Genomic DNA, 12,055 nt, shown 5'->3' on the forward strand with positions numbered 1-12,055 from the left:
TGGCCCTTCAATCGATTCGTAAGGGGCATCCATGTTCCCCCGGCCCAAACCAGTCCCCAGCGTAGCGGAGGCGCTGACGGCAACGCAACTTTCCGACATGGCGTACTGCGAAAGAAAAGTAGTCCTCGCCTATCTCTACGGACCGAGAACGTCGCCTCGTCGGCGGGGCGTACAAGCGCGTGGCATTTTAGAGCACGACCTGTTCCAAATGGAGGCACGCAGAATCAATCGCGTTGTCATTTCCGACTTTCACCAGTACGTGCACACCCATAGCTCGACTCCAGCCGCTCCTATTCGGGCGCTTCTCGCGAGCATGCGCGCACTACTTGCGTGGTGTCACTCCAGGTCGAAATAGATGAATCTGATTGCACCGTTCGTCGTTTTCCTGGCTGTCTTCACCGTGCTTGCGCACGCAATTCGACGACTTCGGCGACGGGAAGACTTTTTTCGATGGCTCCCAGACGACCTTGTAGGAAGCCAACTCGTCTATTCAGAAAAGACGTTCGCAATTAGCCACCCGCTCAAATTGACGGTTCGCGTGGACAGGATCTACCATGATGGAGCCGCAATGGCGTTAGTAGAACTTAAAACGCGCTACAGGGATGAAGTCTATGCATCGGACATCATTGAGCTGTCGGCGCAACGCCTGGCGGTCCAATACGGAACGCGAGATCGGATTCACGACTTTGGATTTGTACTTTTGCAGCATCCCATAACGGGCCGCCGCATCTGCCACAAAGTAGTCTTGCTCTCCGAAGCAGAAGTCCTCGGCATTGCCAACCGACGCGAGCTTCTATTGGCAGGCGCCCTGCTACCTTGCGACGCCGCGGGCTCTGGGCGTTGCCATCGGTGTGAATACCGGAAGGAATGCGCCTCCGACAGTTCCCCCGGGCAGAGAACGGCACACGAAATGCCATCCCGTCCAAGCTAACCTTGGGAGCTTCTCTGCCCTGTCCCACTTGAAGCTGATTTAACGCGTTCCGGGCCATCCATATCGGCTAAGAACTCGAAGACTTGGCGATAATCATATCCTTGATGAACAAGGAACGTCCATGCTCGCACGGAGCCGGCGAAACGGTTGACAATGGTGGCCTGGGCCGCGATGTCAGTGGGAATAATGGAAACCTGCATCATGATTTCTTTCGTGGGCCGGCGGGGCGGGGCCGACTAGCAGAAAAAGCGCTGCAGGACATTGGGCAACGTCGACAAATTCTCACACATTTCCACACATATGGCGAGAAGCGGTAGATGGGTGATGCAGTTTCGCAACTGTATTGAACGATTTGTCAATGCTCGACGCTGCCTTGAACTCGATGAATATCGGTCGACAAATGCATAAGTTTTGCAGGGGCAGTCCTGCAGAATGCGCGATTGACGCCTTCTTTGTTAGCTGGAGCGAACGTCATGTGATCGGCCCCGCACGGACATTTTTCAGATGACACGACCGGTTCAACTTCAATCGGCATATCGTGCACGGGCGCCCTTCCACTTGCGTGGTATTGTGTTACAGGATTGACCTCTCGGGTACGAGGCGACTTTGGCGCGGACCATTCTGGTATGCCGAATCGTCAGACTCACGAAGTTCCGGCAACAAGCGCTGATTACTCCCCTCCTCAAGGTGGTCACATGGCCCGGATTTTAATTATTGAAGATTCGCCGATAAACATGGAGCTGCTCACATTCCTGCTTGCAAATGAAGGCCATGAGTTGTTCCTTGCCGAACGCGCACTCCCCGGCATCGAGATCGCCCGCCAGCAGCCGTTGGACCTGATATTGATGGACGTTACCATGCCAGACGTCGGCGGAATCGAAGCCGCAAAGATGCTCCGCGCGCACCCAAATACGCGCACCGTTCCGTTGATTGCGGTGACGGCCATGGCGATGTCAGGCGACAAGGAACGCATCATCGCGGAAGGCTTTGATGAATACATAGCAAAGCCTGTTGATTTCGCCCAGCTCCTCGAGAAAGTAGCGCGGTTCACTGGGCAGAGTCCAAGCTCTGATTCGGACGAAAGCCAAGGCACCTGATCCGGCTCGTTCTGGTAATGTGCAGTAGTTGACACTCGACCTCGTATATTGAAAGAGCCGATCCAATATCAACTAGTTGCGCGGCGAGGCAAGGTGACGATCCAAGTCTTTGGTGAGGCTGGCCCGCTAGCGGCGGCATGCCGAAGATATCGCGGCGCTGGCCGGGTGCAGCGGGGAGATTGCGCAAGCAGAAGCGGCCATCGACGACGGTGGCGAACGACTGAATCGGCTGGAGCATGCGGCGCGCGCAAACGCGGCCGGATGCTTGGCGGAACAGAGCGTGGTCGAAGCGGCGATCGTGCAGAGCAATGAACCTCGGACACGGAAGCCGCTCCAAGAAATCCATTGTGCAGATTGCGGACAATTGAGCATGCAAACATTTTCTTCAATCTAATCGCCGTGCACCTCACTCCAGTAAGCCTTGTTCATACGTCCGCAAAAATCGACCAGGTTTGCGTGTCCCTCAACCGCCCGTTTCAACGGCGTTGCGTGAGGGAAGCCCAGTAAGTTGGCCAGTGTTCCGTAAGCGGACGCATCTGCCACGCCTGGCCTATCCCCGTGAAAATAGGGACGCTCTCCCAATAGCGTCGACAGGGCCGCCAAGTCCGCCTGCCCGATGGCGGCGATGCGCACAGGATCGTGCCTGGCAATGCCTTGTCCTTGAAGGCTCGCCAGCATCTTTCGACGAATAGTCTTTGCCAACAATTGCCGCAGGATTGGGGGTAAATATCCAAATATCGCCTCCCGCGTTGTCGGCCAGTATTCCGCTTGCTGCCAGCGTTCCCACACTGCGACGAAATAGAGACTTTCCTCCAGTGTACGAAGGATCAGGTGCGTCCGCGCACGCTCTTCCGCTGTCGCACCATGGGCGAGATCAATGTTTAACTCATTGGCCATGGTGCTGATGATGAAATTGCTGTCCGCCACCGTGCTGCCATCCGCTCGGAGTAGGTAGGGCACTTTGCCGGTGTCGGAACGCGGTGGTTTGGAGAGAGCGATCGGTGTGTACGGAATCTTTTCCATACGCAGCCAAGTTTCCAGTTTCAGGCAAAACGGACTGCTGCTCGGTAAGCCCCATGCCGGGCGCATTCCAACAACTTGAATAGGTTCCACTGTGTGCTCCAAAGTTTGGGTCGGTCGTTTCAACGGGTGGCGTCAGTGTGCGTTGGCGTCGAGGCAGCGTCTTGAATTTTTGCGACATAAGCTATAATTGCCAATATGGCAAATGAACCAATTGCAAAATTGATCGCACCGCGCCTTTCGCTGGCATCATGCATACGAGCGCACATGGTCCGTAGTACGCTGGACTGTCCGCTGCTTGAATCGGAGCAGCGTGTCAACCGTTATCCGGCAACGCCGTTCTGCAGCATTTACTTTCAACTGGCAGGCGACAGCCTGATGATCGATCCACCTCCGCCTGAAGGACGCGGCTTGCTGGAGGCAGGCATGGCCCTGGTCACTGGCCCGCGGCCACAGCCGATGGCCACCCGCAACTCGGGACCGACGCATTTTTTCATGGTGATGTTTTTCCCTGACGCGTTCTATCGGCTAACTGGTCTGGATATGGGCGCGCTAACTGACAATATGCTGGCGCTGCCAGAAGCGCTCGGGCCTGAATGGCAGGCGATGGCGCAAGCCGTACACGCAGCACCGGACGATCAAGCGCGTGTCGCCGTCGTGGAAGATTTCATGGACCTGCGCTGGCGCAGCGTCCGCAAGGCAGGCGGCCTTACCGACGGCCTGCTCGGCGACTGGGTACGGCGACTGACCGTACAGGCGGCCGCAGTTGGGTTCGGGCGCAGTGCGCGCATGGCTGAACGGCGTGTGCGCGAATGGGCCGGCCAGCCAATGCGCTCGCTGCGCCGCATGCAGCGTGCAGAACAGGCGTTTGTGCAGGCGCGTGATGATGCCCAGGCGGGTAGGCTGTCGCTCGGGGAGGTGGCACATCGCGGCGGCTATTCTGACCAGGCGCATCTGAGCAGGGAGGCCCGTGGTCTCTCAGGCATCAGCCCCAGTGCGTTGCTGCGCGAACGGCTACAGCATGAGAGTTACTGGGTCTACCGGATCTGGACCTGACAACTCTGGAATGCAAAATAAAATGCAGTCTACACTTGCATGTGGCCTTTGCATGCGTCTTGAAGTCGCCCAGATCAGGACCGGTAGATATGTACTCACATCGAGCTCCGAAGCTATTGGAAAGCCGATTGCAAGCTATGAATTTGAATAAGTCTAATGCCCGCCTTAGGTGTGACACGACCTCCGACGACAGGCGGTTTCCGCCCCATTTCGGACCTTCGCGATTATTATCGAAATCGTCCCAGAGGCGACTGGCTGGCAGAGGGAAGATCAACTACGCCAAAGCTAAAGGTTCAAACTTTCGACATATTTTAAGAAAAGAAATTTATGTCTCTCGACAAGACCCTGAATTCGCTCGATCTTACTTTCATTTTTCTCGCAATCGTAAAGCCGTGCAATGTCGCGCACGAGCGATTCTGCATGCCCCGGACTTAGCGGGCTGTGGCGCCGAAATCCGATGCATGATGCACCGATCCCAAATAGTTGGTAGCCATATTTTGCGTTCAGATGCTCTGCCAACGCATGGTTTTCGAACGGACTAAGATCTGAACTGAAATACCCATTTGGGCAGGCGGCCAATGCTGTTGCAGATGTTTTGATGGGAACAATCCACAACACTACGCGTTTATCCAATAACTCTCTGGGACTCGAATGAACGCGCTCTAAAAATTCAAGCTCATCGTCTTCCAGATCTAGTCCTCGTGCGCACGCATCGTCAAACGTCGCATCAGCAGACTTACTTTTGAAATTGTCCTCTCGAATGAAGAATTCAGAAGTGGTGGACAAAAAGCCGACATGCTCACCATTCTCAAATGCGCTCGTGGAAACATTCGATAGATCGTGGCCCTCAACATCATCCAAATTATGGAACATTGTCGAGTGCATGGACGTATATTGAGCTTGCCCAAGGTCATCGAGGGACACGAGTATCGAGCTCTTCGGGAATTTCTCAGCGTACTCATCAACTAGATTAACAAGCTGCTCAAATGCTTCAATCTCTGTAATCAACAGACCGTTGCAGATCAACTCGTTCCCAGTATCGGAAACTTCCAAATTTCTAACTTTCATTTGCTTCGACGAAAATTCTCTAAGGGTGGGAACATTTAAATTGATGACGTCCGCCCTTGGCCGCCTGCAGGCCTCGGTCTTGCTGCAAACGAAATTGTAGTGAAACAGACCTCAATTTTCTGCCAAAAATCCACAGCGACGGTTTCAAAATTTAGATGGGATACTCAAAAGTCCCGACATAGAAAAGTTCGACCCCCTTTCGCTTAACTGACCTAGGCGAATCAATCTCCCTCTTATCTATAAATATCAGGGCATTAGCGTCTTCGAGCCCCCTGGTGTGAGCCTCTTGGATTAATGCCTCCGACCATTCGTCAGCGTAAGAATGCGGTGCAAGAAACTCTTGCAACGAAGTATTTGGTTTCCGCAAACCAGTTTCCATAAAATCATGGTCGCAAAATTTCTCCCCTTGGGACCCGTAAAACTCGGAAATTGGCTCATCGTCATCCTCGCTGTAGTGTTCCGCAAGAAATTTAGAGAACTCAGAATTTTCAGTTACGCGGACAAGATAAAAATGAGAGGTTTGGCTTTCATGCATGTTAATAATTTGACTTTCTGAGTTGATTGGTCCGCTTGTGGCGATGGCAGACTAAAAGCAAGCTCTACGCTATTATGCCTTGGGACCCAACTACAAAATGAGGCTGGTCTGTTGCTGGGTGGAAGAAGCGCCACATTTCTTCGTTCTCCTCACTTTCATCAGGCATCTCCACTTTGACGTTCAACGTACTCTGATCGCTGAACGTGATCTCTATCGAACCATCGTCTGTGGCGGTAATACTTTGACATGAAATGGAAAATTTCAGTCTATTATCCAATTGGTTCAAGGCAGAGTCCTGGTCGGCAATTATTGTCGCACCATCCTTCCAGTACCACGAACAATCGATATGAAGTGCGTATTTGCCTACTTCCTTGGTACCACCGCCCCACGCGGGTACGATGCGCCGCTCGCCGATTTGTATCCAAAGCATAGCTGCGGCACGTCCGACGGCCCAAACCGGCTCATCGACTATCACCAACAGCTTTTTTTCTATTAAGTCACGCATCGGCTAATAATTAATTTGAATGGATCCGGCTGCCTATCGTGCTGTGACGGCTTTTGGCCGTTAGCGCTGCAAGTCATTTAATCAGGAAGGCTGACCGTGAATAGGGCATGCGACCTGACCACAGGCATTAACAGTCCATCTAGCCTCTCGAGCCAACTTCGCCATCATCGCGGCCCAATCCTCTACAGGTTCCACGGCAGGCTCGTCCAGGCTTCGTTGAAATACACTCAAACAGCCATTTACCTGGCACGTAATTAGTAGCTCCGAATACGCAAGGTCTGCTATTTTGTCGTCAGAGAACGTCATTGATCAAAGGCCCCATAACTAATAGCACATCGTTATTTTTCGTTCGCGGTGCGTGGCCGGCCGCTGCTGGTCGTTACCGAACTCGCTTCAACGAGAAGTAGCCAAGCCTTTGAATTCCCATAATACTTACAGCGTTAAATGCGCCCTGAATGTCGGAAGCATCTGATTTACCTGACAAGAACAAATATCCATCACATACCTGCGTTCGGCCAAGCGTGACTTCGCCCTGATTGACCTTATAGGCCAATGGCTCGGCTAAAGGGAAGAATTTTTCATCCTTAACGGCGGTCGCCTCGACAACGATTTTGCTCCATTTCCCAGCCATACAGGACTCAGCATCAGCATCATTGGCAAATCGGATGGTGGCCTCGACCTTTGTTACACGCTTCAAGTCCTGAACATGCAATTGCCACAGGCTACCGACCTCTTGGGCTTGGCTCACTGAGGTAAAGGTGGCCATCAGTGCGACGGCGACTACCTTATAAGAGAAAGAGATTAGCATTAAATTTATTCAACGATTGAACTAACACCCAGCGTCCGTTCGTGGCGTATCGAGCTATTCACGCGCTAGGCGAATGAGGAGCTGCCCGAGTTCCAGCGCTTCCCGCTCTCCGAGCTCAACAGGGTCTTTACCAGTCGTGTTGACCTTCAGGTGAATTCCGCCTTCAACCCAGACGCTGATGTCGCCACTCGCCATTTCGAAAACTTCGGTCTTATCTTTGTCGTCATTCATATTTCAGTTCGCATTCCACGAGAGATCATTTGGCCAAAGTGCGCGCAAAGCCTTAGTGTCTGCATCTGGCCGCGTGCTGTCTAGTCTGAAGTGATAGGGAACGTTTTCGGCGGATGGTAAGCCATCGCGCCACCTCTCCCCGAAAATGTCCTGCGAATTACTGCGCCATCTTCGAAGAGAAAGTGAACCAAGCAATCGTTAGGACACTCGCTATCTTCAGGAATTTGGCCAACAGATAGCTCAACTAGCGGCAACGAGTAATTGAAGCAATGACCTGTTCCCGATTTGCACCCTCCCGCGACCAATTTCAGTCTGACAGTCGTCAAGTCAGGTTGCCCGATACCTTGGAGAACCATTCCCGACAGGCTTCGGGTTACGCCATCGTATGACAATTTCAGTGAAACGATATTCTCCCCATCGCTCTTCACGATGAGTTCGCCACCATTCCGGAACTTCAAATGGCTTTCACGTGCCTCGACCGGCAAGTCAATCGCCGATCTCGCCACACCTGCGAGGCTCAAAAGTAACGTGAACAGCAATGCTCTTATCACTTCGATCCAACTCCTGCCTTGAAAACTAAGGGCTCAATGAAACCGACCGCTCATGGCCGTACTCGGCCGACTTCGCTCAGGATAACACCTTGCCGCCAGGGAAGATTCACACTTTTTCACACCCGAGGATTGGACAGCTTACCAATGTACGATGCCGCGTGCACGACAGACCAGCGTGCGTCGCGGGCAGCAAATTTGACCTAGATCATGTGCCGTCGACTTTCCGTACAGCACAATTCGTGAACCACATCTTCGGAGAAGTCCAAGGATTCCATCATTTTTGGTCCGGACCTGGCACTCAGCATCCCTGTAATGGACCAGTCTCACCGTATTGTCTTCAACCTGCTTGAAGCCATGCAGTGTCTGCCCCGTCCGGCCTTTGATGACGCGTGCCGGCGGCTGGCAACCGAACTCGCCGCAGACTTGACCGAGGAAAACCGGCTAATGCGAGACATCAACTACGTGCCAGCTGTTGTCCACCAAGCTGCTCATAACAGCCTGCTCGCCGAAATCGACCGAGCACAATGCTTGCTCGCCATCGGCGATGAAACCGGCTCGCGCGAGATTATCCGCTCGCTGCCTGAGTGGGTAGAGGCTCACATAAACACCATGGACCTAGCTTTGGCCATTGCGGTCACTCGGACCAAATGAAAAAAGCAGCCAACGCTGTCTTCTTCATGCCTCAATGCTTAATTAAGTTGTGCGTCCCGTTATGGCGGCAGCTGTCAGCTGGACGCGGTACTGAGGCGCTCAGCAATCGCTCGCTTGCCGGCACCACGCAATGCAAAAATCGCCTGGTGGTATTTCAAACGCGGAACGGCGGCGCCATCTTCCCACTTGCGTACGGACTGGTCAGATGCGCCAATGAGTCGTCCCATCTCTGCGTGGGATAGTCCTAAACGTCGACGCATGGTCGCGAGGCCTTTAGCGGTGAAGCGCTGCCGCGATGGCTTCTGCGCGTCGGCCGATCTGTCAGTCGGCTGTCGCGAATGCTTTTCCAGCGCTTTTATCTGCCTTTTGAGCGCGCCAACCTCATCGCGCAGCGTTGCCAGCTGGGCCTTGGATTGCGCGGCCGATCTCTTTAACGGTTCCAACTGCGCCTTCAATTCTTTGCGAGCGAGCCGGGTGATTTCAGTCTTCAAGGCATTGGCGAGATCCGTCATTTCACTCCTTCAAACGTTGGTTAGGCGGCATCATTGGCTGAGACATTGCAAACGGTCCGCGAGGCGAGATGCACTCATCGACCAGACAGTAGCGAACAACCTAGGAGCCGTTGTATTTGTCATGGTACTATTTTTATTCCAGCAAGGGAGGTCTCAATGCTTTTCCATTGCATGACTCGGCACGGTTTTGCTTCGGCAAGCGTCGTTCGCATGGGTGACTTAGTTGACATCGATGTGCAATGCCAGAGTAGTCGAATTTCACTATCAGGAGTCCGCTACATGATCCGCTTCCACGCGCCCAAAGTGAATAGAACCGAGGGATTCAACTCGGAAAAGCATTACGCCTTGTTGGGGCTATCGCAGTTCAACTTCACAAAGAATCCTAAACCTTGCACCTCGACGCAGTTTGCATATGACGATTTGGTCCTTGATGAATCTTTGATCCTTAGCGAAGCAGTCTGAGATTCGATCAAGCAGCGCCGATGCGCAAACGAGACATCACTATATCGGGACCCTTCCTCAACCGCAATCGCCCCCTCTTCGCAGAACGCTGCTCGATGCATTGAAGTGTGCGGCATCAAGCCTCTTGTATCAGTCGTGCCAGGACCTTTTCGGAAGGCCCAGATCAACGGCCATGTTTTTCCAGGTTACTCTAGGTGCCCTTCTGCGTTGATAATGGGACCACGAATTAGCCCTTCCGGGAGACCAATCTCGTCGAAAGCTCTGTCTGCGTATTTTATTCGGAACCACGCAAGTAGCTCGTTTTTTGTAAAACGGAAGCGTTCGTCGTAGATGAACTCCCCGCTCCTGGATTGCCACAGATGTGATCCATCTTGCAGTGTTGGATCGAGATATGCTGGTACCTGATCGCTAACTTCAAGAAGCCACGCATGTGGTACCGTCCTGTATCCTGGGGGTGTGACGAATCCCAGAACGTAATGCAGTCGCGCTGTCTTCGATAGCCCCAGGACAGCAATCACACAATTCTCGAAGCAACGCCCGCAAAGCGGTGAGTGCGCGAGCTTCAAGTCGGACATGATTTCAGTTGATGCTCGCTTAACATTAATAGTCATGTTCCGCATCCCAACGTCTTAGCGGTCCCAGTGTCAGTTTTGGCAGATCGAGACTACTTCTGTTAAGCACTGGCCGGCAACGCTATTGAAGTTCAATAGCCGCCCGTGTCCGGGCATCGCTGACGGCCGAAAAGATCGCTCCCACAAACCGGCCGCCGAGATTTGCGAACCCTTCATCGCGTGGACCGAAGTTGAACTCCTTGAGTGTCGTCTGAGCCCCCACCACCGTCTCGATCGTTCCGATCTCGTCGACGAGCCCGAGCGCCTTCGCCTCCATGCCGCTCCAAACCTCGCCGGTACCGTAATCCACGTCTGCCTTCAGATGGCTCCCCCTTTGCTGCTGCAGATCCCGCACGAACGCGCCACCGACCTTGTTCACGAGCTCCGTAGCCTTCGCGTCCGACTCCTCTGTCAGCGGCGTAAAAGGATTCAGAAATGCCTTCAGTCGACCCGAGGTATAGACCCGCTGCGATACCTTGAGCTGCCCTATCGCCTTATCCAGCTGCCATGGCGCGAGGATGGCGCCGATCGATCCGACCAGGCTGTACCTGCCAGCCACAATACGATCGGCGTGCATGGCCGCCATGTATGCTGCAGAGGCGCCGAGATTCCCGATCACCGCCGTTACAGGCTTCGGATATTTCTGCTTATAGGTGACAAGTGCGGAGATGATTCGTTCTGCTTCAACAGGCGCTCCGCCGGGGCTGTCAATTTTCAAGACTATTTGCTTGACCCGGCTACTCTTGAATGCCGCTTCTATCGCCGGCACAATCTTGTCGGCCGAGGCCAACGCACCATCCTTGATCTCGCCTTTGATTTCCACCACGCCGATGACGTCGCGAAATGGGCCGAACGAAAAGCCAGCCGCCGTCGCGAAATACATAGCGGCACCCGCTAGCGGTCCGATGATCAGAACTGATTTCAAGGCCAGATTCCATCGATGCACGGCCCGCCGTTCCTTCGCCGCCAGCAATTGCTCTTCCCGGTACGCGCTCCGTTGCTCCCGCATCTCCGCCAACAACTGGATGATTATTGAATCGGAATTCCCCTCCACAGTCGAATTGACATTTGTATTCATCACTCCACTCCTTCACTTGCAGATCTCATCAATCGGAACACTTTCCACCCATTCCCAAAACAACTTGGCCAAAACTCAGACTTCCTTTGCAGTCCTTCTTTGGCTGATTATTGTTTCCGCTGTCGGGTCGATGAATTGGCGCCCCTTCAGCAATCTTCGCTTCGGTAGGTTTCTCTCGCTCGATAGCGCTCAAGTGCGATGCTGCCTCCCTCAGCTTACTGATCGGGCACTTGATCTGGAATGACTGGGGTGCTTCCGTAGTGCTAGTCGAATCCCGTTGTACCTTAGAAGCACTGCATACTTGAGCCGAGACGTCTCTGAAGAACCGATCATCCAGAGAATCTCCGAAGTCCGAGTGCATGATGAGGACCTGTCCATCGCGGCATTTAGACGTAATAAAGCGCAACGCAATACGCGTGTAGATCTCGGCCTCGTCCCGCGTGCCGGCCTCAACGAACAGAACATTCTTGGTTAAGTTGTAGGACGTGGATGGCGAGAGGTCACAAACCGTTTCATCAGTCGAACGCCCAGAGAGAGACACCGCTTGGGTGCTGATAAAAGGGAGAAGAAAGATTAGAATAGCAAAAAGCGTTTTCATGATTTCTCCTACTATTCAAATGCAACTGGTTGAAGGGCTAAGAGAATGCGATATCTCAAGTTGTGGGTCTTCACGGCCGCGATAGCGTTTTTTCTAGCAGCGCTGCTTGCTATCAAAAGCGAGTTCCCCGTAATCATGGCTGCCGGCGTGCTTGGTGCTGTCGCAGTTTCAATAATCTTCATGCTGGTACTATTCATAGTCAAGCTGGCGAAAAGAGAAAACATCCACTCAGATTTTGAGCCGTCCCAATCTGACATGCGTCGGAGCCTAAACGGCTTTGATGCAGAAGGAAAGCTCATGATTTATTCTTGGCTCTGGCGCGGCGGTCGGTAGATTCTCTG

The 12,055-nt window shown here is 53.3% G+C and carries 14 protein-coding genes; 5 read left to right on the forward strand and 9 right to left on the reverse strand.

What is annotated here, in order from left to right:
• Positions 1-355: 355 nt before the first annotated feature.
• Together GM658_RS28825 and GM658_RS05940 are read left to right on the forward strand one after the other, a co-directional pair.
• Entirely contained in the window at positions 356-931 is a 576-nt protein-coding gene (locus GM658_RS28825; protein WP_170298692.1) for a PD-(D/E)XK nuclease family protein, read from the forward strand.
• A gap of 695 nt (positions 932-1,626) precedes the next feature.
• A complete protein-coding gene (locus tag GM658_RS05940) occupies positions 1,627-2,028 on the forward strand; it encodes a response regulator (RefSeq protein ID WP_155453073.1) in 402 nt (133 codons plus the stop codon).
• A 390-nt stretch (positions 2,029-2,418) separates the two neighbouring features.
• On the opposite strand, the gene GM658_RS05945 is transcribed toward GM658_RS05940, so the two are convergent.
• Positions 2,419-3,141, reverse strand: a complete 723-nt coding sequence (locus GM658_RS05945) for a glutathione S-transferase family protein (RefSeq protein WP_155453074.1) — start codon at positions 3,139-3,141, stop codon at positions 2,419-2,421.
• Between the two features lie 105 nt (positions 3,142-3,246).
• Between GM658_RS05945 and GM658_RS05950 the strand changes: the two genes are divergently transcribed.
• Complete coding sequence (locus GM658_RS05950; protein ID WP_155453075.1) at positions 3,247-4,104, forward strand: helix-turn-helix domain-containing protein; 858 nt, start codon at positions 3,247-3,249, stop codon at positions 4,102-4,104.
• Positions 4,105-4,389: 285 nt separating this feature from the next.
• Here GM658_RS05950 and GM658_RS05955 read toward each other — a convergent pair whose 3' ends face one another.
• The 5 genes from GM658_RS05955 to GM658_RS05975 all read right to left on the reverse strand — a co-directional run bounded on the left by GM658_RS05955 (position 4,390) and on the right by GM658_RS05975 (position 7,251).
• Positions 4,390-5,172 carry a hypothetical protein gene (locus GM658_RS05955; RefSeq protein ID WP_155453076.1) on the reverse strand — a complete coding sequence of 261 codons (783 nt, stop codon included), beginning with the start codon at positions 5,170-5,172 and terminating at the stop codon, positions 4,390-4,392.
• A 151-nt stretch (positions 5,173-5,323) separates the two neighbouring features.
• A complete protein-coding gene (locus GM658_RS05960; protein ID WP_155453077.1) occupies positions 5,324-5,707 on the reverse strand; it encodes an immunity 22 family protein in 384 nt (127 codons plus the stop codon).
• 64 nt (positions 5,708-5,771) lie between these two features.
• The gene (locus GM658_RS05965; protein WP_155453078.1) at positions 5,772-6,212 is read right to left on the reverse strand and encodes a hypothetical protein; all 441 of its coding nucleotides are present in this window, start codon (positions 6,210-6,212) and stop codon (positions 5,772-5,774) included.
• A 379-nt stretch (positions 6,213-6,591) separates the two neighbouring features.
• A complete protein-coding gene (locus GM658_RS05970; RefSeq protein ID WP_155453079.1) occupies positions 6,592-7,020 on the reverse strand; it encodes a hypothetical protein in 429 nt (142 codons plus the stop codon).
• Between the two features lie 54 nt (positions 7,021-7,074).
• Positions 7,075-7,251, reverse strand: coding sequence for a hypothetical protein (locus GM658_RS05975; RefSeq protein ID WP_155453080.1), 177 nt, complete (start codon positions 7,249-7,251; stop codon positions 7,075-7,077).
• A gap of 863 nt (positions 7,252-8,114) precedes the next feature.
• Here GM658_RS05975 and GM658_RS05980 point away from each other — a divergent pair.
• Positions 8,115-8,453, forward strand: coding sequence for a bacteriohemerythrin (locus GM658_RS05980; protein ID WP_155453081.1), 339 nt, complete (start codon positions 8,115-8,117; stop codon positions 8,451-8,453).
• A 74-nt stretch (positions 8,454-8,527) separates the two neighbouring features.
• Here GM658_RS05980 and GM658_RS05985 read toward each other — a convergent pair whose 3' ends face one another.
• The 3 genes from GM658_RS05985 to GM658_RS05995 form a co-directional block, all read right to left on the reverse strand.
• Positions 8,528-8,965 carry a helix-turn-helix domain-containing protein gene (locus tag GM658_RS05985; protein WP_155453082.1) on the reverse strand — a complete coding sequence of 146 codons (438 nt, stop codon included), beginning with the start codon at positions 8,963-8,965 and terminating at the stop codon, positions 8,528-8,530.
• Positions 8,966-10,120: 1,155 nt separating this feature from the next.
• Positions 10,121-11,116: a S49 family peptidase gene (locus tag GM658_RS05990; protein ID WP_155453083.1), complete on the reverse strand. Its 996-nt coding sequence runs from the start codon at positions 11,114-11,116 to the stop codon at positions 10,121-10,123.
• Between the two features lie 28 nt (positions 11,117-11,144).
• Positions 11,145-11,714 carry a hypothetical protein gene (locus GM658_RS05995; protein ID WP_155453084.1) on the reverse strand — a complete coding sequence of 190 codons (570 nt, stop codon included), beginning with the start codon at positions 11,712-11,714 and terminating at the stop codon, positions 11,145-11,147.
• Between the two features lie 45 nt (positions 11,715-11,759).
• On the opposite strand from GM658_RS05995, the gene GM658_RS06000 reads away from it, so the two are divergent.
• On the forward strand, positions 11,760-12,047 hold the full coding sequence (locus GM658_RS06000) for a hypothetical protein (RefSeq protein WP_155453085.1): 288 nt from the start codon (positions 11,760-11,762) through the stop codon (positions 12,045-12,047).
• Positions 12,048-12,055 lie beyond the last annotated feature (8 nt).

The organism is Massilia eburnea (assembly GCF_009720745.1).
In the GTDB taxonomy this organism is placed as follows: Bacteria; Pseudomonadota; Gammaproteobacteria; order Burkholderiales; family Burkholderiaceae_D; genus Rugamonas; species Rugamonas eburnea.

Bases quoted from the DNA above. Each gene is read 5' to 3' on its own strand.
- GM658_RS05995 (WP_155453084.1), bottom strand. From the start codon at position 11,714: ATGAAAACGCTTTTTGCTATTCTAATCTTTCTTCTCCCTTTTATCAGC.
- GM658_RS05990 (WP_155453083.1), bottom strand. From the start codon at position 11,116: ATGAATACAAATGTCAATTCGACTGTGGAGGGGAATTCCGATTCAATA.
- GM658_RS05970 (WP_155453079.1), bottom strand. From the start codon at position 7,020: ATGCTAATCTCTTTCTCTTATAAGGTAGTCGCCGTCGCACTGATGGCC.
- GM658_RS05950 (WP_155453075.1), top strand. From the start codon at position 3,247: ATGGCAAATGAACCAATTGCAAAATTGATCGCACCGCGCCTTTCGCTG.
- GM658_RS05955 (WP_155453076.1), bottom strand. From the start codon at position 5,172: ATGAAAGTTAGAAATTTGGAAGTTTCCGATACTGGGAACGAGTTGATC.
- GM658_RS05975 (WP_155453080.1), bottom strand. From the start codon at position 7,251: ATGAATGACGACAAAGATAAGACCGAAGTTTTCGAAATGGCGAGTGGC.
- GM658_RS05960 (WP_155453077.1), bottom strand. From the start codon at position 5,707: ATGCATGAAAGCCAAACCTCTCATTTTTATCTTGTCCGCGTAACTGAA.
- GM658_RS05985 (WP_155453082.1), bottom strand. From the start codon at position 8,965: ATGACGGATCTCGCCAATGCCTTGAAGACTGAAATCACCCGGCTCGCT.
- GM658_RS05940 (WP_155453073.1), top strand. From the start codon at position 1,627: ATGGCCCGGATTTTAATTATTGAAGATTCGCCGATAAACATGGAGCTG.
- GM658_RS28825 (WP_170298692.1), top strand. From the start codon at position 356: ATGAATCTGATTGCACCGTTCGTCGTTTTCCTGGCTGTCTTCACCGTG.
- GM658_RS05980 (WP_155453081.1), top strand. From the start codon at position 8,115: ATGGACCAGTCTCACCGTATTGTCTTCAACCTGCTTGAAGCCATGCAG.
- GM658_RS05965 (WP_155453078.1), bottom strand. From the start codon at position 6,212: ATGCGTGACTTAATAGAAAAAAAGCTGTTGGTGATAGTCGATGAGCCG.
- GM658_RS06000 (WP_155453085.1), top strand. From the start codon at position 11,760: ATGCGATATCTCAAGTTGTGGGTCTTCACGGCCGCGATAGCGTTTTTT.